The organism is Enterovibrio coralii (assembly GCF_001559595.1).
Lineage (GTDB): Bacteria > Pseudomonadota > Gammaproteobacteria > Enterobacterales > Vibrionaceae > Enterovibrio > Enterovibrio coralii.
The window spans coordinates 1-20,998 of sequence record NZ_LNTY01000049.1; the positions used below are offsets into that span (position 1 = coordinate 1).

Consider the following 20,998-nt stretch of genomic DNA (forward strand, 5'->3'; position numbering starts at 1 on the left):
AAGGCTTTTGCTTGGGCAACCGAGGCCTCGGCTTGTTGGAGTTGCTCTGCTCGCGTGCCTGCTAACAACAGGGCAAGGTACTGCTCGGCTTCTTCGAGTGCAGATTCGCAGCGGTCTCTGGACGAGCGCGCGCTGTCCAAATCGGCTTTGCCTTGCATGCCTTTGGAGACCAGTGATTTCGTGCGCGTAAACGCTTTTCTGGCTTCAACCAGTGCCGCTTGTGCGCCGTCCACTGTGGCTTTTGCTTTCGCGATTTCTTCTTGGCGAGGCCCCGCCATAAGCTCTGCTTGTTTGGCTTCAGTCATTGCAAGTTGTGCTAACGCATTGTTCACATCGAGTCTTGCTTGCGTGCTATCCAATCGCGCGATGAGGTCACCTTGCTTTACGGTTTCTCCTTCTGAAACCAAAAGTTCGGTAATGGTTTTTGATACCGGACTCTTGGCGAGATAGCGGTCTTTTTCAATCAAGCCGAGCGCATGGTGTTCTTCTGGCTCAAAACAGCCAGCGAGGAAGAGCGTGCACACGACACCTAGCAATAAGGTCGAGTATCGGCGAAGTAGGTTGGGTGAGGTGGTGACAATGCTGGACATAATGGAATCCAAATGTGAGTGGCGATAGATTTATCTTACTCTTTGAATTCATTGTTAAAAGGTGAATAATTCCGCAAAAACCACGTAGTGATTGAAAAAGTTTTACGGAGCAACAGTAGAGAACACCTCTGTATTTTCGAAAAGAATCGTTACTTTTTCCGAGAACCCAATATACTAGTGCCTCGCCTTGTTGTTGTAAGAGATACCTTCCGTGTCGATGATTCGCCCTCGGCTCGATTACCCGCTGTTTGCTGCAATCTGCACATTGATCGCTTTAGGCTCCATGAGTGTGTGGAGCGCGAGTGGTTACAGCGTTCCGATTATTGAGCGTCATTTAGCGCGAGCATTTATGGCTATTTTTGCCTTGCTTGCATTGTCTACTATCCCAGCCAAGAAATTTAAAGATCTGGCACCGCACCTATTCGGTTTGGCCGTCATTTTGTTAGTTGGCGTTATCATTGCTGGTGATACCACCAACGGTGCTAAACGTTGGCTAGCCCTTGGTCCTGTTCGCTTCCAGCCTTCTGAGCTGGTGAAAGTGGCCGTGCCCATGATGGTGGCCTGGTTAATTGTGAAAGACCCCGGCAGGCCGAATTTCCAGAAAATTATTCTCTGTGCGCTCGTCACGGCGGTGCCTGCAGGTTTAATTGTTATTCAGCCTGACCTTGATGGCTCCATCTTCACTGTCATGTATGCCTTGTTCGTGCTCTTCCTTGCCGGGATGAGCTGGAAAATCATTGGCTCTGTGTTGATAACCGTTGCGTCGTCTGTACCTTTGATGTGGTTCTTCTTTATGGAGGAGTACCAGAAAAAGCGTGTTACCCAGTTCCTGAATCCGGAATCTGACCCACTCGGTGCGGGTTACCAAATCATCCAATCGCTGATCGCGATTGGCTCCGGTGGCTTTAAAGGCAAAGGGTTTATGAATGCGACTCAAGGTCAGCTTGGGTTTATTCCTGAAAGCCATACAGACTTCATTTTCTCGACCTTTGCTGAGGAGTGGGGCTTTATTGGCAGCGTAGTGATCATCTTGCTCTACTTGTTTATTGCAGGTCGTGCATTGTGGTTGGCTGCTAACGCTCCTGCACCTTTCTCGCGTTTGGTGAGCGGTGCGTTGGCGATGAGTTTCTTCCTTTATGCCTTTATTAACTTGGGCATGGTGAGTGGTTTGCTGCCTGTGATGGGGAGCCCGTTACCGTTTATCAGTTATGGTGGTACGGCTATGATCACCCAAGGGGCATGTTTCGGCATCATCATGGCGCTGTGCTGTGGTAAGCAACCGACGCAGGCTACCTGGAGTCATCGAACCTTCTCGAAGTCGTCAATGTAGTGACAAAAACAAAAAAGGCAGGGATTTCCCTGCCTTTTCTATTTCTAGCCATCAAGTACTGGGCTTGGGTTGATCTTCCAATTCCTCCTGAAGCTCAACTTCTTCCTCTTCGTCTAAATCCCCTTCATGCAAACGGTGTCCGCCTGCAATGTAGGTATAAAGCACTGGCAACACAAAGAGGGTGAACAGCGTACCTACGGCGAGACCCGCGACGATAACCAGACCGATATTGTAACGAGAGGCTGCACCTGCGCCTGTTGCGAACAGCAATGGAATCAAACCCGCAATCATTGCGGAGGTGGTCATCAGGATAGGGCGAAGACGCACTGTCGCCGCTTCCACAATCGCATCTTGTTTAGAAACGCCTTTGTGGATTTGCTCCTCTTTGGCCACCTCACACATCAAGATTCCGTGTTTGGTGATTAGACCAACAAGGGTGATCAAACCAACTTGCGAGTAGATGTTCAGCGAGGTCTCTCCGGAGATATGCGTCCAGCCCAATGCAATCAAGGCACCGCTAATCGCCAGCGGAACGGTACACATAATAACCAACGGGTCTCGCCAGCTTTCGAACTGACTTGCCAGCACCAAGAAGATAATCGCCAGTGCTAGAGCAAAGGTCACGTATAGCGAGCTACCTTCTTCAACGAACTGTCGAGACTCACCACCAAACGAATAGGTGTAACCTTGCGGCAAATCGGTAGCAGCAATGCCTTCGAAGAAGCTAATCGCATCACTCATGGCAACGTTAGGCGCAGGAACCGCAGAGATATTGATAGAGTTCATTTGGTTAAAGTGAGGCAGTGTTTTCGCCTGACCTTTGACCGAGAAACTCACCAAACTCGACAGTGGAATCGCCTCACCGTTTTGGGCCGTCACGTAGTACTTGCTGATGAGATGCGGATTCGCGCGGTCTTCACGCACCAACTCAGGGATAACCTCGTAAGAGCGACCGTCGATGTTCACGCGGTTGATGTAGCCGCCACTCATCATGCTGCCCAAGGTTTGACCGATAGCTTGCATGGTAACGCCATACGCACCCGCTGCATCACGGTCGATGGAAAGCTGAACCAAACCAGAGTCGTATTTCAAATCCACATCTGAGTACACAAATAGTGGGCTGGCTTTTGCCTTGTCGAGGATTTTGCTACCTATGTTGTAGATGGTTTCGAAATCCGCTGGGCTGGTAATGATGAACTGAATGGGCAAACCGCCAGATGCACCCGGCAGCGAGGGCATTTGATATGCGGTTGCATTAATACCAGGCAGCTTTTTCGCGGCTTTGTTGACGGTATCAGAGATCTCTTTTTGGCTTTCCGAACGCTCACTCCAAGGGATCAAGGGGCCAATTGCAATACCCTGACTACTCGTCGGCACACCAATCAATGCCAACGACGCTTCCGCTTGTGGCTGCTCACCTAGAATCTTCGAGATAAGCTCCATGTTGGCCTGAATGTAGTCATTGTTTGAGGTCGATGGCGTATTACCAATCACTACGACCACGCCCTGATCTTCATCTGGTGCAAGCTGTGAGGGAATGAAGCTGAACAATACAGGTAGAGACACCAACACGATGAGCGCGAAAAAGACGACGGTCTTTTTGTGGTCGAGCACTGCGTGTAAGCCACGTTGATACTTGTTCGTCAGTCCTGAAAGGACGCGCTCTACCGTTTCCTCAAACTTGTCAGGCTTGGTGTGTGGCTTGAGCATTTTCGAACACATCATGGGTGACAGCGTTAGCGCCACGAAGCCGGAGATAAACACTGAGCCTGCCAGCGTCAATGCGAACTCTTTAAACAGCGACCCCGTGATCCCGCCCATCAAAGCAATCGGCGCGTACACTGCCGCGAGAGTAATGGTCATCGAGATTACGGGCACGGCGATTTCGCGTGTGGCATCAACCGCGGCTTTAAACGGTTTCACACCCATCTTGATATGACGGTCGACGTTTTCCACCACCACGATGGCGTCATCCACCACCAGACCGATTGCGAGCACCATGGCGAGCAGTGTCATCAGGTTAAGTGTGAAGCCAAAGCCTTGCATCACGAACATCACGCCTATCAGTGACAACGGGATGGTGACGATAGGAATGACAACCGCACGGAAAGAGCCAAGGAAAAGCAGGATAACGACAATTACAATGACTGCCGCTTCAACAATGGTTTTGATGACTTCGTCGATGGAGTCAGTGATTGCTTCGGTGGAGTCATAGAGCACTGAGGCGTCAATGTTTGACGGCAGGTTGCGATGAATCGACTCAAACTGAACACGAATACCTGCGGCAACATCGAGCGGGTTAGCGGTTGGTGTGGCATTAACACCAACGATAACCGCTTCACGTCCATTCGCGAGTGCACGCGTGCTGTCAGAGCTTTTGCTCATGTTCACTTCAGCGACATCACGAAGGTGCACGACCTGACCGCCTTGGCTTTTGATGACCAAGTTTTTCAGCCCTTCAACCGTGTCTACCTGACTGTCGATGGTACTGTTCAAAATGGTCAAATAGCTGTTGAACTGACCAACGGCGGACTGGTAGTTGTTTTGCTGAAGAATACTGATGAGCTGGCTGGTGGACAGGTTGTATTGCCCGAGTTTTTCAGGATCTGGCCATATACGTAGCGCAAAGGGCGCACCGCCCATCATGGCAATATTCGACACGCCATTCACGGTTGAAAGCTGCGGATTCACAACCCGTTCGAGGTAGTCTGCAATCTGGCTTGAGTTCAACTCACCACTGAAAAACGAAATGTACATGATGGAGGTGGTGGAACCGGTCGAAGAGGTCACGGACGGATCGTAGGCCTCTTGCGGTAGCTGGTTTGCGACTGAGTTTATCTGCGAAAGCACGTTGGCAAGTGCTTCTTCAGGGTTGGTGTTGAGCAGCATGTTCAAGACTATGCTGGACGCCCCTAGCTGACTAGAGGATGTCATAAAGTCGAGGTTATCAACCTGAGACAGCGCTTGTTCTAACGGCTGGGTAATAAAACCCTCTACCAACTCAGCATCTGCGCCAGGGTAAGCGGTCGCTACCGTTATTACCGTGTTGGTCATGTCGGGGTACTGACGAACCTGTAGGTCTTTTAGCGCGTTGAGCCCAAGCAACAGCAACAAGATGCTGAGCGATGCCGCCATCACGGGGCGGTATATGAAGATATCGGTAAATTTCATTCCCGTGCTCCTTACAGTTGCGGCATTTTGTCAGGCACGGAGATTGGGTTTGGAACTATGTCGACCTTAGTGTTGTTACCAAGGTTCAAAATTCCAGTGGTGACGACTTCTTCATCAAACTTCAAATCGCCTGAAATCAGCGCGTTGTTGCCGCTTCTTTCAAGCACTTCAACGGTGACTTGTTTAACGCGTGTGTCGTTGTCTTTCTTCTCAACCACAAAGATAGAGTTGCCATACAGCGCAAAGACAATCGCGGTTTGAGGCACAACAAACTGTTTTTCGAGATTGGTCAGCGCAATGTTTACATCGGCAAACATTCCGCCACGAAGTGTACCGTCGTCATTTGGTAATTCCGCTTGCACCATCACCAAACCGGTTTGATTGTTCACCACAGGCTCAATCGCGTTGATTTTGCCTTCGTAGACACGGCCTGGAAACGCCTCAACCGTCAAAGAAATTGGCTGGCCGATGGCAATTTTGCCAATGTCCGCCTGAGGCACACTAAAGCGCACGCGCATTGAAGAAAGATCGTCAAGACGCACAATGTCGGTACCCGCTGAAACATATTGTCCGAGGTTGACGTTACGAATACCTAGTTGGCCGTTGAACGGTGCTTTGATCTCTCGCTGCGCGATGGTGGCTTGGAGGCTTTCGATGTTCGCTTGCAAAGATTCATATTTGGACTGCGCTGTTTCAAGGCTTTGCTCTGATACTGAGCGTTCTTTGTAGAGCTTTTGCAGTCGTAAAAAGTCGTCGCGCACGGACGGGAGTTGTACTTGCTGCGCTTTTAAATCGGCTTGCTGAACAGAAGAGTCCAGACTCACCAAAACGGTTCCGGCTTCAACAGAAGCCCCGTTGTCGAAGTTAATGGCAGTGACAATACCAGATACTTCGTTGGAGACGTCAACACCTTGATTAGGTTCAATAAACCAATTGCCTGAATACCTTGGGGCCAAACGGTTGGCGCAAGTTTTTCAACAGACACGGGGTAAACTGGTTCTGGAAGGTTAGCCAATGCGGTTTCAATTTTGTTATTCACGAAAAGGTTAAAGCCAATCACAGTGCCAAAAGCCAGCACAGCGACCACTATCATCCCTAATACCCATCTATTCATCTGATGATTCTCCAAGTGTTTACTTTGGTGAGAGTTTTGGATCTTGCGTGTCTGAGAAAGACACAAATAAACACGCTGAGTGAGTCAGGTCTGAGATTCGCCAACACGTGAAGCAAATAATCAAGTTGTTTCATATTCACTCTATTTATGCTTTAAGTTCACTCAGAAGTATAAGCAAGGGTTTTAATGGTTGTGTTTCCAAGTTGGGACGATTTGATTAAAGGGGTAAGTAAGGTGTTGTTTTATAGGGTAGGATCTTGAACAGAGGTACTAAAAAAGGAGGCAATGTGCCTCCTTCAATACAAGATGTGAAAGACTACAGTGCTTGTTTTACTTTTTCCGCCACGTCTGCAGGCACCCACTGGGTCCAGACTTGCGGATAGCTTTCGAGGAATTCAAACGCTGCAATTTCGCCATCTGCTTGGTTTTCTTCCATCCAAGCCATCATCGCGCTCATGTCTGCATTTGAGTATGAACGGTTGCTGATATAGGCGTAAGCAGCAGGTGATTCTTGAGCGAAGCTTTCTGTGGTGATGGTGTTTACGGCAGAGGGTGGATAAGCCGTCACCTTCGGCTCAAGGCAATCTGCTTGCGTAATACATTGCTCATAATGTGCAGGATCCGGTGCAACGCCGAAATCCACTTTAACCATTTCATAGCGGCCAAGCACGGGTGTTGGTGACCAATAATAGCCAAACCAAGGCTTTTCACGGTCATATGCGCGAGCAATAGAACCTGCCAACGCTGCACCTGAGCCGGGGTCGACTTGTTCAAAGCCTGCTTTTTCTAGTTCAAGAGCATCAAACAAATGACCTGCCGTAATTTGACATGTCCACCCCGCAGGGCATGTCATAAAGCCAGAAACGCCATCTTCTTCTGGATGAGGAAACAATGCTGCGTTGGCCTTAATGCCTTCAATGGTGGCGAGTTCTGGGTTTTTATCCACCATGTACTTTGGAACCCAAAAGCCCTCTTCGCCACCTTCCGTAAAGGCTTTACCTGCGAAACGCAACTTACCTTCTTTTTGCCCTTTCTCAAGCATCTCTTTATGCGAATTGCTCCAAAACTCTGGGGCAATATCCGGCTCGCCCTTTTCAGACATTGAAATGCCTGTCGGCATGGTATCGCCGGGAACGAGTTCAGCATTGCAGTCGTAGCCATGTTCCAAAATGAATTGATCAACGTGCGCCATTAAGGTGGCGGAATTCCAGTTCATATCTGCGATGGTGACATCGCCACATTCTTCAGCAGAAACGAAAGGAGAGAGGGCAAGTAACGGCAGCGAGAGATAGCGAGCATGCATGGCAGAAATCTCCGATTTAGACAAAAGAGTATTGTTGTTTTAGACCTGTCTAAGATAACAAACTGGATGTAATCATTGTTGCCAAATTGTTTTTAAATGTGATGAAAGTGACGCGAAAACCTTATTAATTGGAGTGTAATGCGTTTTTTGACTACATCTTGTATTGATCCGTCTCTCACTAGAGATCATGGACTTTGATTAATGTTAACACCCTGTTATAGGCTTTATATGTTTAGAGGTGTAAGGGAAATCATTAAGTATGCAATCTGGTAATGGCGGGAATAACTCAGGGTTTCCTTTTGTTAAGTTCGATAATGTCCAAAAGAGCTATGACGGCAAATCTTTGGTGGTCAAAGGATTTGAAATGGACATTGATCAAGGGGAATTTATTACCCTGCTCGGGCCGTCCGGATCAGGAAAGTCTACGGTACTCATGATGATGGCTGGCTTTGAACAGCTACCCACGGTGAAATTTACCTCAACGGCAATCCAATAAAAACCTTGCCACCCCACAAGCGGGGCATCGGTTTGGTTTTTCAAAACTATGCACTTTTCCCGCATATGACGGTGGAAGAGAACCTTGCCTTCCCGTTACAAGTTCGTAACTTATCCAAATCGGAAATTGAAGACAAAGTGAGGCGCGCATTAGACATGGTGCGTCTCTCTGACTTTGGTCACCGCCGACCTGCTCATCTTTCAGGTGGACAGCAGCAACGTGTTGCCGTTGCGCGAGCCTTGGTTTTCGAGCCTGAGCTGGTCTTGATGGACGAACCCTTGGGCGCGTTGGATAAAAATCTGCGAGAAGAGATGCAATATGAGATCAAACACATTCAGGAAGATCTCGGCGTTACTATGATTTATGTAACGCATGACCAATCCGAAGCACTCACCATGTCAGACCGTATTGCGGTATTTAACGATGGGATCGTACAGCAACTCGCAACGCCTGAAGAACTCTATGAACGCCCAGTGAATGCGTTTGTTGCTCAATTCATCGGTGAGAATAACCGCTTAAAAGGCGACGTGATTTCGCTAGATAGCCAACGTTGTCAAGTTAAAGTACCGAATGGTGACGTGATAACCGCTAAACCCGTTGCAGTTGGTAAAGAGGGCGAGATTTCAACGCTTTCCTTACGTCCAGAGCGCATCATCATCAACCCGTCTCAGGGAACGCTCCCCAATATTTTTGATGCCCAGGTAGAAGAAGTTATCTACCTCGGTGATCACCTGCGCACGCGCGTGAAAGTGTGTGAAAGCGATGAATTTATTATAAAAACACCGAATGCCGAAGGGCATCCGAATTTACGTCGTGGCGACATGATTAGGATTGGCTGGTCCGAAGAAGACTGCCGAGCCTTAGATGCATCATAGGCATCGACTTTACGGAATTAGCTGAGTATGAGGCGGCGGACATCCGCCCATGGCTAGCGAAAGTACTGAATATGGATTGCGATGAACGCAGTAGTTCTGTGCCGTAGTAACGTGCAGAAGTGAATTCCTGTCCTGCTCAGGCTTAACAAGCGAAAGACTTGAGGAGAAAACAATGAAGAAACTAGCGTTACATGCCGCAATCCTTGCAGGGTGTGCTAGCTTGGCGACCACAGCTGTCGCTGACGAGACGTTGAATGTTGTGTCTTGGGGGGGCGCATACACGGCAAGCCAAACTAAGGCTTACCACGAACCTTGGACTGAAAAGACGGGCGTGAAAATCGTTAACATCGATAAGTCATCGAACGCGCTTTCTGGTCTGCGTGCGCAGGTTGAATCTGACAACGTCACGTGGGATTTAGTCGATATTCTACCGTCGGATGCGATTGTCGCGTGTGATGAAGGGCTGGCTGAGCCGCTCGACCATGACGTGTTGTTGGCGGCTGCGCCAGACGGCACGGTGGCGACTAAGGACTTCTTGGCGGGCTCTCTGACCGAGTGTTTCGTACCGTCCATCGTTTACTCCAATATTATCGCTTACAACACTGAGCTATTTAATGGCAAGAAGCCATCAAAAATTGATGATGTGTTTGACCTGAAAAATTTCCCAGGCAAACGTGCGTTGCAGAAAAAGCCAATCAACAACCTAGAGTGGGCGTTGGTTGCTGACGGTGTTCCCTCTGAAGAAGTGTACGAAGTGCTTTCTACCGAAGAAGGCGTTAAGCGTGCGTTTAAAAAGCTGGATACCATTAAAGACTCTGTGATTTGGTGGGAAGAAGGTGCACAGCCACCGCAGTTGCTGGCAGATAAAGAAGTGGCGTTTGCTTCGGCATATAACGGTCGTATCTTTAACGCAGCGGTTAATGAAAAGCAGCCGTTTGACATTATCTGGGATGGTCAGGTGTTTGAGCTTGATGGTTGGGTTGTGCCAAAAGGCAAACTGGACAAAGTGAAGGACTACCTGCGCTTTGCGACAGACTCTCAACGTCTGGCCGATCAGGCTAAGTACATTTCTTACGGTCCAGCACGTAACTCTTCTGCGGGCATGGTAAGTACGCATGCTGATACAGGTATCGACATGAAACCTCACATGCCGACTTACGCACCTAACTTCGTGACTGCAATTCCTAAAGACGATGAGTTTTGGGCTGACAACGGTGATGAACTGGCACAGCGTTTTAACGCGTGGTTAGCGCAGTAAGGTAAAGCTTTAATGGCGGGCAATGAATGCCCGCCATTTTTCGTTTTTATAAGCAGTGGGAGGTCTGGTGCAGGGAAGTCCAGCCAATGAAATTAAAACCGCTGACGGTGTTTCTCTTCGAGTTAGCCAGCAGCGTTCAATCCGTAGAAACAAGATTAAGGCATTCCTTCTTGTTGCCCCGTTATTAGCCTTTCTCTTGGTTGCCTTTGTTCTCCCTATTTTGGATATGCTGCAGCGCAGTGTTGAGAACCCAGAAGTCTCTACTTATCTCCCAAGAACGACAGTTGCACTAGAAAACTGGGATGGCCAGCAACTGCCCGATGAAGCGGTATACGCAGCATTGGTTGAAGATCTTCAAGTCGGTGCCAAAGCACGAAACATAGGCAAGGTCGCCTCGCGACTGAACTATGAAAAATCAGGCATGCGCTCACTTCTAATGAAGTCCGCGCGCAAATCAAAACGAATCGATGAAGGCCCATACAAAGCGCAGATTGAGAAAATGGATAAGCGCTGGAAAGACATCAGCGTCTGGCGTCTGATTCAGCGAGAGTCATCAACGTACACCCTTTCTTATTACTTGAATGCTGTCGATCATCGATTCGACGATGAAGGCAACATTGTTGCTCAACCTGAGCATCTCCAAATCTATAACGGCCTGTTTTGGCGCACGCTTTACATGAGCGTGGCGATTACGTTTTTGTGTTTGTTACTGGGATATCCGGTGGCTTACCTACTCGCAAATTTGCCGCTCAAGCATGCCAACATTTTAATGATTTTTGTTCTGTTGCCTTTCTGGACCTCGCTGTTGGTGCGAACGGCGACTTGGATTGCCATCTTGCAGCAGCAAGGTGTGTTGAACGACATGATGGTTGGTATGGGGATCTTGGATGATCAGAATCGGATTCAGATGATCTACAACCAAACCGGCACGTTGATAGCGATGACCCACATACTCCTGCCGTTCATGATATTGCCGCTTTATTCGGTGATGAAGACCATCTCACCAAGCTATGTGCGAGCGGCGCGTTCAATGGGGGCGACGCAGTTTATGGCTTTTCGACGCGTCTATTTCCCGCAGACTTTACCGGGTATCGGTGCGGGGTCGATATTGGTCTTTATTCTCGCGATTGGTTACTACATCACCCCTGCTTTGGTTGGTGGACAAAATGGTACATTCATTACCAACTTCATTGCCTACCACATGCAAACCTCGCTGAACTGGGGGCTTGCAGCAGCAATCGCTTCGATTTTGCTGGTGGTGGTCATTGTTCTTTATTGGCTCTACAACCGATTGATCGGTGTAGATAATGTGAAGTTAGGGTAGGAGGAATACCATGGCAATGCCTGAATGCGCCACCACAGGCGAAAAAGTGTGGTATGTGGTTTTCCGCCTGATTTGTGCGGCAATCTTTCTGTTTTTGGTTGGCCCGCTGTTGGTGATTATCCCTTTAAGCTTTAACGCCGAACCTTACTTCACCTTTACGCCAGAAATGCTGAGCTTCGATCCTGCGGGGTTCTCTCTCAGATGGTATGACGACTTCTTCACGTCAGATGCATGGCAGACTGCCGTGAAAAACAGCATCATTGTGGCTATCGCATCGACGATTTTAGCGACTGTGCTTGGCACGATTGCGGCACTTGGCTTGTCGAGCCGCTACATGCCGTACAAAGACGTGATCATGGCTATTCTGATTTCACCAATGATCGTGCCATTGATCATCTCCGCTGCAGCGATGTTCTTTTTCTTTTCTCGCTTCCAACTCACCCAGACCTATATTGGCGTTATCCTGGCACACACGGCATTAGGGATTCCGTTTGTGGTGATTACCGTGACGGCAACGCTGAGTGGCTTTGATCACTCGTTAACGCGTGCGTCTGCGAGTTTGGGTGCAAATCCTGTTCAAACCTTCTTTAAGGTAGTTCTGCCGCTAGTCACACCGGGCGTGATTTCTGGTGCACTGTTTGCCTTTATCACGTCATTTGATGAAGTGGTTGTAGTGCTCTTCATTGCGGGGCCGGAACAAACGACATTGCCGATACAGATGTGGGCAGGGATTCGAGAAGAGATCAGTCCGACCATATTGGCGGCCGCTACGTTACTGGTTGTGCTTTCGATTGCGCTTTTGACAACGTTAGAGTTTTTGAGACGTCGCAGCGCGCGGATGAGAGGTATTGAAGAATAGTAAGTTGGCCTGCCAGTTACCCATTCCCCCTAATGACGGTAACTGGCAAACCAAGCTTGTTAGATGTCAGCCCAATTTGGCAGGCTTTTGCGTTTCGCACTTAATCTGTACCAGAGTGCCATCAGCAGACCGAAGATTAAGCCTGTGGTCAACGAAGCGTTGAACATGTAGATGATTGATACGCCGAGGCTGCTCCACTGCATGAACCACATGATCACGCCCCAAAGCAGGCCAAACCAAATGGTGCTCAGCATCATGTTAATGCTGAAAGAAGCAAACTGAGGTGGCGGAACTTTCAGACCGATTTTTCGCGCAAGGCGATAGATCACCGGGTTGATAGAAGATGCTAGAAAGCCTTTTTTCAGTAACAAAGCATGGGCTTTGTCTAGGTGTTGCTCAAAACTCATTTAAAATCACTAATTACAACGTGTTGCGCCCACTATATCGCAACATGTGACCTTGCCTATGAGCATCAATGGAATTGGTGACCGCGCTCTCGAAGAATCGGTCGTTGGTGAGTAAAGACGCGACAGGCCTTGAATTTGTGGGGTTTGGAACGATAGTCAGATTGATCGCTACGGCAATTTGTTTAGGCTAGAGCGAAAGGTTTTCTCACTGCGAATATCGATGAAAGTAGACTACGACAAGCGATTGACGCCCGTCATCCGATACTTAGAAAAACACTTCAATGAGCCACTTAACTTACATGAAGTCGCTGCTCAGGCTAACTTGTCGCCTTATCATTTCCACCGTATTTTCAAAGCGGTTCAAGGCGAAACCTTGGCGGAGTTTATACGCAGGTTGCGCTTGGAACAGGCTGCGAACGATTTGTTTCGCAGCAAAGAACCCGTATTAAACGTCGCGTTAGATTATGGGTTTTCCTCTTCTCAGAGCTTGGCGAAGGCGTTTAAGCAAAACTTTGGCGTCACGCCATCTGCGTTCAGAGAGTGTGAAAGCTACGACGCCTTTTCGGCTCTGACTCGAAGCAGCAAGATTGGACACGCACTGCGCAAGAACGGAAACGTCAGATCGTCTGCCTCTCCATATACTGACTCCTATCTACAAATCAGGAGTTCGCACATGGAAACACAACACTTCACTGCATCAAAACTTGCGTATATTCGTGTCGTTGGGCCTTACGGCAAAGGTTATCAAGAACCTTGTGGCCGCTTATATCAATGGGCAGGAAGCAAAGGGCAGGCAGGCAACACCTGTATTTTCATTTATCACGACAACCCAGAAATTACGCCTGAGGATAAATGCCGTACAGATATCTGCCTGATGGTCGACGATAACATCGAAGTACCAAATGGTATTGAGTTGCAAGACTTTCCTGGAGGTCAATACAGCACGGTAAGACACACAGTGACTGATGCCTCGGAGTATGCGGCGAAATGGGAAGAATTGACGAGAGGCATTATTGCTGCCGGGCTTGAAGCAGACAACAGACCGTGCTTCGAGCTTTATCATAGCATTGGCCAGAATCCTTGTACGGCAGATGTGACTTTTTGTACGGCTATCAAATAACCCTTTGAGTGTGAGCGTGTTTGCCAACAAAAGGCACTTCGTTCTCCATTAGATTTGAGAGAAATTCGTATGCTGGACATCATGGTGCTTGAGGAAGCGACGCTTGCTTGTGTTCGCCTTCAAGGTGCATATGGAAAGGGGATTGAAGAGGCCTGTGACACGCTTGCATTATGGGCGGAAAAAGACCACTTCAATGATGGTGAATTGATGATTTTCTATCACGATGATCCAAAAACAACCGTGGACGCAAAGTGTCGGACAGATGTCTGCCTGATTGTGCCGATAGATACACAAGCTGAAAAGGGTATTGAGATAATCCCTTTTGCTGGTGGAAGATTTGCAACGATAAAACGAAGGATCTCGCATTCGTTAGAGTATAGGAGTGCATGGGAAGACCTTTACGCTTTTATCAAGGATGCAGGCTTTGAATTGAGTAAGTCGGCAGCAGGTATTGAGCTTTACGGAAGTTATATGCCCTTCACCAAGGTGGCTGAAGTTACGTTTTGCGTCCCTGTAAAATAAAAAACAAACCCGCCAATTAGGCGGGTTGTTTGTCAGTTTCACTTCGCTGGAGAAAATACTCCTCGGCTCAGTTGAGGTATACGTAGGGAGCAAATAACCGCAATCAAGGCTGCGATAACGAGCGTACCGCCCAAATGTTGGAACGTGCCTGCAATACCGAGTGCAACACCAAGCATAAGGTAATACATCAGGCCAAACAGCGCACCTGCAGAGCCAGCCACATCGCGATAGTTAGCCAATGCGCGTCCCAGCACATTTGGAATGGCGATACCGTTTGCCGTCACGACCAGCATCATTGGCGCAAGGAGCCATATGCTGTCTGAAAGTACCCAAACACCGAGGCTTCCAACTAACATCAATCCACAAGATATGGCGACAATGCGGTCGAGGTTGTTGTGGCGTTGAACAAGCGATTTGTTAATGAATCCACCAATAAATGAACCCGCCGCTAGGGCAAACCCGCTGTAGCTAAATTCGATGGTGCTGTACCCCAAACGCTCAAACGTAAATGGTGCGATTGCATAGAAACCAAACAACAGCAGATTAAACATGGCGATAAGCAATGCGTTGCGCCAGATGCTGAGATCTTTGGCCATATTCACGGCAAGGCTAAAAAGGGATACACGCTGAGTAAACGACGGCTTGGTCTCTGGCAGCTTCATGGCAGAGAAAACAAACAAGGTGGCGGCACTTGCCATTAAGGCAAAGAAGACCCCCAAATACCCCCAATGTGTTGTAAGCACACCGCCAGCGAGTAAACCTAATACGGGACTGATGGCGACCGCCATCCCCATAATTGAAAATACTTTGGCTAATTCGGGGCCTTCAAACACATCACGGAGAATGGTTTGACCGATAACAGAGCCCACTGCCGCACCGAACGCTGCAATAACGCGAGCCAGCAGCACTAAAGAGAAATCGTTCGCGACGATTGCAAGCGCGCAGCCAGTGCCATAGGTCAGCAGTCCTGCGAGCATGGCTGTTCGTCTACCAATCACATCACACAGTCTTCCCCAAACAAACACGCCGACTGCAAATGCGGAAAAGTAAACCGACAAGGTCAAAGATGCCGTATCAGAAGATATGCCAAATACGTTCGCCAAGTCAGGTAGCGCGGGACTGTATATCGTTTCGGCGACCTGAGGGAACATCATCAAGCTACTGAGCAGCCAAAGTGGGGGCGTTTTCATAACAACTCCAAAAACAAAAAACGGTGAACGCTGCGCAGTCTACGGTGTAATATGGCTGGCCTAATATCGACAACAGAACCTTAAATGACAAGATAAGGACAAATGGCAGTAATCAGCGAAAACACGCATTTCAATGCAGACGCACTCGATAACCTTGTGATTGGTGTAGCGACACAAATTGGCAAGCATGATTCGGGCATGCACAAGCATAGGAAGCATCAACTATTATTCGCCTCCTCGGGGTGCATGAGCATCAACCTAGACGGCGTTTGGTGCGTGCTTCCTCCTTCGCGCGCCGTGTGGATCCCCGCAGGGGTAGAGCATTGCGCAGTGATGAGAAATGTCGTCGATTACCGCTCCTTGTATTTTGACGTTGATGTATCACCGCTGTTTCCTCAACAAATAAAGATACTTTCTGTCAGTGGCTTGTTGAGGGAGCTCATTGAGCGCATGGCGCATTGGGAATGGAAAAAACCTGTGGAAGAGCAGGTCAATACATTTGCCCTGTTCTGTGAAGAATTGCTTCTTTGCGAGGAGGAACATTTCTCGCTTCGGCTTCCTACTGATCGTCGACTCCAGAGATGGCTTGAACAAGTCATGGAAGGATCTTTAATCCCTGAGCACCTGGCAGAAATGGCCTTAAACATTGGTGCGAGTGCTAAAACCATAAGTCGGATTTTCTCACGGGAAACCGGGATGCCATACCAATCTTGGCGGCAGCAATGGCGACTTCAGGCTTCTATCGAGAGGCTATCGAAAGGCGCGAGTGTGTCTGATGTTGCCAGCGAACTGGGATTTTCCAGTGACAGTGCCTTTATTAGCTATTTCAGGAAGATGACAGGACACACGCCGGGTCGGTACCTTTAGCGTGCGTCTCAATTTACAGTGTAATTCAAGCAAATTACTTTAATTTATTGTAATGATAACCATTCTCATCTATTTTTAAGATAAATCCGTGATGAGAGTTGGAAATGGCAAACAAGGACAGAGCTGGGATGGGCAGCACGTCGGCTCAACAGATGAATCGACAGGAAAAAGTGCAAGTCGAGATAAGTGTGGAGACGCTTGAATCGCTCTTTCTTCGAGGAGAACTCTGTGCGGCCAAGTTGAACTGCCTCAATGCAGAGTCAAAACACATCGTCCAGACGCTTTGTCTGCATGCTTGTGCGAAGCGCTTTTGCCAACCGGAAGAAGCCGCCATGGCACTTAAGATTACCGAGCATTTCACAGTAAGAAAAGAAACGACACACTAATTGTTTATCACCGCTTGAAATGTACTTCTTTCGTCCCCATATAGTATTAATTACCCAATTTACATTGGATTATAAAGTCAATGGATGGGTGAAAAATAAAAGATCATCTTTTTCATTGATTTAAAAATAAAATGCATTTTATTTTCAAAAAACGCTTGAAAACATTTTGGCAAATCCCCAAATCTATAAGCGAAGAGGTTGTGGCGATAATCGTGCAGCCTCAGTGATTGAAAATGTTAGTCGGTATTTAGGCAGCCTGATAGGTGTTTAAGCACTGACGTTAAATTATCGCTTCCTTGGAGGATATATGATGAAAACTATCGATTTGAGCCCACTGTATCGTAACAGCATTGGCTTTGACCGTTTTGCTTCTTTGTTGGATAACGCATTCCGTGCAGAAAGTGCTGCAGCAGGTTATCCCCCATACAACATCGAAGCTCTTGAAGAGAATAACTACGCGATCACGCTTGCTGTAGCTGGCTTTACTGACGAAGAGCTAGATATTAAAGTTGAGCGTGGTGTGCTGACTGTGCGTGGCGAAAAAGCCAAAGCTGAAGGCAAAAACTACCTATACCAAGGTATTGCGAATCGTACCTTTGAACGTAAGTTTAACCTTGCTGACTATATTGAAGTAACGGGTGCGGACTTAGAAAATGGTTTATTAACCATCAAGCTTCTAAAACATATTCCAGAAGCGATGAAAGCCAAGTCAATTTCAATTAACGGTGCAAATAAAGCACACGTTGAATTGAAAGACGAATCTTTCGCATAAGTTATTTCATTTCTGCTTGATAATAGCAGGTTAATCTAAATTATCGGTATGTTGCGTAGAGCGTTATAAAGCGGTTTATAACGTTCGGGGATGAGGCCAGTCTTTGCTGGCCTTTTTCTTTGTATATTTATTTTTTCGAATTGTTTGGGTGTATTCCACGCACTTTTCTTGCATCATGAATTCCGCCCTCATTAAATACATTGACGTACCCTGCATCGTTCAACAGAGATTGGGCTTTGCTCGCACGAAAGCCACTTCGGCAATATAGCCGGATCTCGGTATCTTTCTCTGGATAAAGCTTGGCGATTTCCGTCACGATCTGCGGATGCGAGATACGTAAATCGCCATCGATACTATCGACTTGGTGCTCTGCCACGCTCCTGACATCTACCCACACTATCTCTGCATGCAAGTAGGTGCTGAAAACGCTCCCTAAAAGCAATGTGATGATCCATTTCGTTTTTCTAAGCATAAAAGTGTCCAATTAAGGGTGTTCAATCAGTCGTATTAACCATCTTTATATGGGCGACATCTGTTAATACTGAGTTATAGGGCTCTCCAATCGTTTCAAAACCCAGTTTTGTATATAGCGGCACTGCGTGCAAACGCGCGGCTAAGTGAAGTTTTCGTACGCCTGTTGATTTCGCCTGCTCAATCATATATCTCAACAACGACTCACCATGGCCTTGCCGTTGAAATTCTGGTGAGACGACCATCTGTGAGATCTGCATTTGTGCCACATCCGTTTCCGAGAGCCTGCCATAGGCAACTAGGGTGTCGTCTTTTGAAACTGAGTAGTGAAAGCTCTTAGCTTCCTTTTCATCGTGAACAATACTTTTTGGCAATCCCAACGCTTCAAAGAAAAGTGCGTATCTGAGACTGACTGCTTGGTGATAAAGCAGCGAATCGCGTTTAATTTCTTGGATAGTGAAATGACTGTCACCATGCATGCTCATGTCCTTCCCAGGTAAAGAATTTCCCGGATTTTTCTATGGAGAGGGTATCGGCAAGCGCAATAATACCGGCAGCACTCTCATGTGCTGTAATGTCGGCCTCACTGCCGCCCATGTCTGTTTTTACCCAACCCGGATGGACAGGGCAAACGGTTATGCCTTTGTCTTTTAGCTCGAGCGAGAGAACTTGCATAACTTTGTTAACTGCAGCTTTAGAACTGCGATACGCCAACATGCCTCTAGCCTCTCGATGTAACGAGCCCATTTGACTCGAGATGGTCAATACTCGTGGGTTGTTCCCTTTCTGCAAGTTGGGGATAAGTGCGCTTGTGATCATCAGTGGCGCAATGGTATTAATTTCAAACGTTTCCATCCAGCCTTTCACATCCATATCGTCATAAGCCTGATGTTCGGGGCCAATAATCCCGGCGTTGTTAATCAACACATCAATGGGCTGGTTTTTGAGGTGGGCAGCGAACGCATTAATGTCACCTTGTTCAGTGACGCGAAGCGGAAAAAGCAGCAATTGGGGGCAGGATAACGCGGCAAGCGAGGCGGGCGGCTCAGCTCCTCGGTATGTGGCGATTACAAAGTCACCACGATCCAACAATTGTTTGACCGTTTCTAAGCCAATTCCTCGCCCGGCACCCGTGACTAAAACACGATTCATATCCCTGCTCCTAAATTTGCCTTATGTTTTGGGCATGTTATATGTCATTGATATAAAGGTTATTTTACCGTACGCAATCTTAGAAGTATGTCGAGAAAGTGCCAGTGGTCGAAAAATAACCATTGACGTTCAATATATTACGAGAAGAGAAGAAAGTTACCCACAGAAACGGTGGATAACTCTTTGGGTAACATTGGATTAAGACAAAAACGATCCAAACAGCTCGCCTGCAATCCACAAATACTCGGATTCTCTCCGATATTCCTTAGACAGTCGCCACTTAATTTACAACGCGAAATCAGGCGATTTTTAGCTCGTTCTCTATATGTGCAGTCATGAATATCGATTTACTGTCACGTCTGAAAAAAACGGCAACAGATGACATCAAGTTCTCAATATATACGCTGGTTAAAAAATGACCACATGTATTTAGAGGGAATCGAGATGGGGCGCGAAGCAAGCTTAATCCCCCCAATCACTATGATTGGGGGAATGTTAACTAGATAGCTATCTGTGCGTCGTTTGCCGACGGAATAAGATCTGTTGTGGCGTTTGCTGTTGCCGCTTGTTTGAGTCCTTGGCGCTCCTCGCGAGGAGGCAGGCCAAAGTAATCTCTGTAGCACTTGCTGAAATGAGGGGTAGAGACAAATCCACACGCGATGGAAATCTCGATAACCGACAAATTAGTTTGCGTAAGCAGTTGTCTTGCCCTCGTTAAACGCAGGTGTAGATAGTATCGAGACGGTGAACACTGGATGTGTTTTTGAAACAACCTCTCCAGTTGACGTCGTGATAGCTGAACCAGGCTTGCCAGTTCGTCAATGGCGAAGGGCTCTTCGAGGTTAGCTTCCATCAGGGAGACGGTTTCAAGCAACTTGGGTTGAGATGTCCCAATCAGGTTTCTGAGTGGAACCTTTTGCACATCTTCACTGCTTCGTACTCTCTCGCACATAAACATTTCTGATATCGCCGCACTCAGTCTACCGCCATGTTCTTGCGATACCATGGTGAGCATCATATCCATGGGAGCAGTGCCACCCGCACTGGTCATGCGTTTTTCACAGAAAGAGAAGAGCTTGTTACTGACGCGAATGGTAGGAAATGCCTCTTGAAACCCGGCCAGATTCTCCCAATGAATCGAGCAAGATTTTTGATGCATGACGCCTGATTTAGCCAACAGGTAGCTTCCAGTACATATCGCACCGATGGTTTTGTTTTTCCGGTCTTGCTGTGCGATCCAACTGAGAACTTTGGGAGAGTAGTTTTGCTGAATGTCTATTCCCCCGCAGATAATGACAATGTCAAACTCGTGTTGGCTGGGAATTTTGTCATCGGTAGTGATGGTAATGTTGTCGCTTGCGGTGACAGGATTGCCGTCATCACTGAGCGTCCACCACTTATAAAGTGTTTCACCGGATAATTGATTGGCCATGCGAAGTACCTCAATGGCTGAGGCCATGGCGATCATGGTAAAGCGGTTGCAGAGGTAAAAACCTATTCTGACTGGCTGGCGTAGCGAGGATACTGACCCCATAGTGGATCCCCTTTCCCTAGTGCAAATTCATTACAGTTCGTAGAGATTTCAGCTAACCCAATTGCGTCTTCTCTTTTCTGCGTAGGACAGGGATCCACAAAAGTAAAATGCAAAAATAAAAAACCATGGTTGAACTACGGATTTTCTGTGCTAAGCGGTGTGAAACAAGGAAAATTATCGAAGATGGGACAGTTCGTGACGCAATTTGGCAAGTCGAGAATACTTAGAGTTGTAAATAAAATGTTGCAAAATTCGAT

At 47.7% G+C, this 20,998-nt stretch carries 19 protein-coding genes and 2 pseudogenes; 10 read left to right on the forward strand and 11 right to left on the reverse strand.

Translation table 11 applies throughout. The features are described 5' to 3' along the window. Positions 1–590, reverse strand: a pseudogene (locus ATN88_RS17125) (hypothetical protein); the annotation flags it as partial. 217 nt (positions 591–807) lie between these two features. Here ATN88_RS17125 and rodA point away from each other — a divergent pair. Continuing rightward, positions 808–1,920 (forward strand): rod shape-determining protein RodA, encoded by a 1,113-nt coding sequence (gene rodA, locus ATN88_RS17130; protein ID WP_067418576.1) that lies wholly within the window; start codon positions 808–810, stop codon positions 1,918–1,920. Positions 1,921–1,971: 51 nt separating this feature from the next. Here the strand turns inward: rodA and ATN88_RS17135 are convergent, their stop codons facing one another. The 4 genes from ATN88_RS17135 to ATN88_RS17145 all read right to left on the reverse strand — a co-directional run bounded on the left by ATN88_RS17135 (position 1,972) and on the right by ATN88_RS17145 (position 7,508). Then, positions 1,972–5,091: an efflux RND transporter permease subunit gene (locus tag ATN88_RS17135; RefSeq protein ID WP_067418579.1), complete on the reverse strand. Its 3,120-nt coding sequence runs from the start codon at positions 5,089–5,091 to the stop codon at positions 1,972–1,974. Between the two features lie 11 nt (positions 5,092–5,102). Beyond that, positions 5,103–6,017, reverse strand: a complete 915-nt coding sequence (locus ATN88_RS17140; RefSeq protein ID WP_232313372.1) for an efflux RND transporter periplasmic adaptor subunit — start codon at positions 6,015–6,017, stop codon at positions 5,103–5,105. Further along, the gene (locus tag ATN88_RS27590) at positions 5,912–6,205 is read right to left on the reverse strand and encodes a hypothetical protein (protein WP_232313378.1); all 294 of its coding nucleotides are present in this window, start codon (positions 6,203–6,205) and stop codon (positions 5,912–5,914) included. The genes ATN88_RS17140 and ATN88_RS27590 overlap by 106 nt, the downstream gene beginning before the upstream one ends. Positions 6,206–6,521: 316 nt before the next feature. After that, positions 6,522–7,508: an ABC transporter substrate-binding protein gene (locus tag ATN88_RS17145; RefSeq protein ID WP_067418581.1), complete on the reverse strand. Its 987-nt coding sequence runs from the start codon at positions 7,506–7,508 to the stop codon at positions 6,522–6,524. Between the two features lie 259 nt (positions 7,509–7,767). Here ATN88_RS17145 and ATN88_RS17150 point away from each other — a divergent pair. From ATN88_RS17150 to ATN88_RS17165, 4 genes and pseudogenes are all read left to right on the forward strand, one after another. After that, positions 7,768–8,879, forward strand: a pseudogene (locus tag ATN88_RS17150) (ABC transporter ATP-binding protein). Between the two features lie 172 nt (positions 8,880–9,051). Next, the gene (locus ATN88_RS17155) at positions 9,052–10,137 is read left to right on the forward strand and encodes an ABC transporter substrate-binding protein (protein WP_067418584.1); all 1,086 of its coding nucleotides are present in this window, start codon (positions 9,052–9,054) and stop codon (positions 10,135–10,137) included. A gap of 67 nt (positions 10,138–10,204) precedes the next feature. Further along, positions 10,205–11,461, forward strand: coding sequence for an ABC transporter permease (locus ATN88_RS17160; RefSeq protein ID WP_067418586.1), 1,257 nt, complete (start codon positions 10,205–10,207; stop codon positions 11,459–11,461). Positions 11,462–11,471: 10 nt separating this feature from the next. Next, complete coding sequence (locus tag ATN88_RS17165) at positions 11,472–12,320, forward strand: ABC transporter permease (protein ID WP_067418588.1); 849 nt, start codon at positions 11,472–11,474, stop codon at positions 12,318–12,320. Positions 12,321–12,379: 59 nt separating this feature from the next. Here the strand turns inward: ATN88_RS17165 and ATN88_RS17170 are convergent, their stop codons facing one another. Then, positions 12,380–12,727: a DUF6404 family protein gene (locus ATN88_RS17170; protein WP_067418590.1), complete on the reverse strand. Its 348-nt coding sequence runs from the start codon at positions 12,725–12,727 to the stop codon at positions 12,380–12,382. Between the two features lie 220 nt (positions 12,728–12,947). On the opposite strand from ATN88_RS17170, the gene ATN88_RS17175 reads away from it, so the two are divergent. Beyond that, entirely contained in the window at positions 12,948–13,847 is a 900-nt protein-coding gene (locus ATN88_RS17175; RefSeq protein ID WP_067418592.1) for an AraC family transcriptional regulator, read from the forward strand. 69 nt (positions 13,848–13,916) lie between these two features. Further along, positions 13,917–14,369 carry an AraC family transcriptional regulator gene (locus ATN88_RS17180; RefSeq protein ID WP_067418594.1) on the forward strand — a complete coding sequence of 151 codons (453 nt, stop codon included), beginning with the start codon at positions 13,917–13,919 and terminating at the stop codon, positions 14,367–14,369. Between the two features lie 38 nt (positions 14,370–14,407). Here the strand turns inward: ATN88_RS17180 and ATN88_RS17185 are convergent, their stop codons facing one another. After that, complete coding sequence (locus tag ATN88_RS17185) at positions 14,408–15,559, reverse strand: multidrug effflux MFS transporter (RefSeq protein WP_067418596.1); 1,152 nt, start codon at positions 15,557–15,559, stop codon at positions 14,408–14,410. A gap of 102 nt (positions 15,560–15,661) precedes the next feature. Here ATN88_RS17185 and ATN88_RS17190 point away from each other — a divergent pair, with 102 nt between their 5' ends. The 3 genes from ATN88_RS17190 to ATN88_RS17200 all read left to right on the forward strand — a co-directional run bounded on the left by ATN88_RS17190 (position 15,662) and on the right by ATN88_RS17200 (position 17,584). After that, positions 15,662–16,426: an AraC family transcriptional regulator gene (locus ATN88_RS17190; RefSeq protein ID WP_067418599.1), complete on the forward strand. Its 765-nt coding sequence runs from the start codon at positions 15,662–15,664 to the stop codon at positions 16,424–16,426. A gap of 104 nt (positions 16,427–16,530) precedes the next feature. Then, the gene (locus tag ATN88_RS17195; protein ID WP_232313359.1) at positions 16,531–16,812 is read left to right on the forward strand and encodes a hypothetical protein; all 282 of its coding nucleotides are present in this window, start codon (positions 16,531–16,533) and stop codon (positions 16,810–16,812) included. Between the two features lie 310 nt (positions 16,813–17,122). Continuing rightward, positions 17,123–17,584: an Hsp20 family protein gene (locus tag ATN88_RS17200; RefSeq protein WP_332308921.1), complete on the forward strand. Its 462-nt coding sequence runs from the start codon at positions 17,123–17,125 to the stop codon at positions 17,582–17,584. Positions 17,585–17,711: 127 nt separating this feature from the next. Here ATN88_RS17200 and ATN88_RS17205 read toward each other — a convergent pair whose 3' ends face one another. The 4 genes from ATN88_RS17205 to gbdR form a co-directional block, all read right to left on the reverse strand. Then, positions 17,712–18,056 carry a rhodanese-like domain-containing protein gene (locus ATN88_RS17205; protein WP_067418604.1) on the reverse strand — a complete coding sequence of 115 codons (345 nt, stop codon included), beginning with the start codon at positions 18,054–18,056 and terminating at the stop codon, positions 17,712–17,714. A gap of 22 nt (positions 18,057–18,078) precedes the next feature. After that, positions 18,079–18,534 carry a GNAT family N-acetyltransferase gene (locus tag ATN88_RS17210; RefSeq protein WP_067418606.1) on the reverse strand — a complete coding sequence of 152 codons (456 nt, stop codon included), beginning with the start codon at positions 18,532–18,534 and terminating at the stop codon, positions 18,079–18,081. Next, positions 18,524–19,207 carry an SDR family oxidoreductase gene (locus ATN88_RS17215; protein ID WP_067418609.1) on the reverse strand — a complete coding sequence of 228 codons (684 nt, stop codon included), beginning with the start codon at positions 19,205–19,207 and terminating at the stop codon, positions 18,524–18,526. The genes ATN88_RS17210 and ATN88_RS17215 overlap by 11 nt, the downstream gene beginning before the upstream one ends. 499 nt (positions 19,208–19,706) lie before the next feature. Then, the gene (gene gbdR, locus ATN88_RS17220) at positions 19,707–20,741 is read right to left on the reverse strand and encodes a choline metabolism transcriptional regulator GbdR (protein ID WP_067418612.1); all 1,035 of its coding nucleotides are present in this window, start codon (positions 20,739–20,741) and stop codon (positions 19,707–19,709) included. Positions 20,742–20,998: the final 257 nt, after the last annotated feature.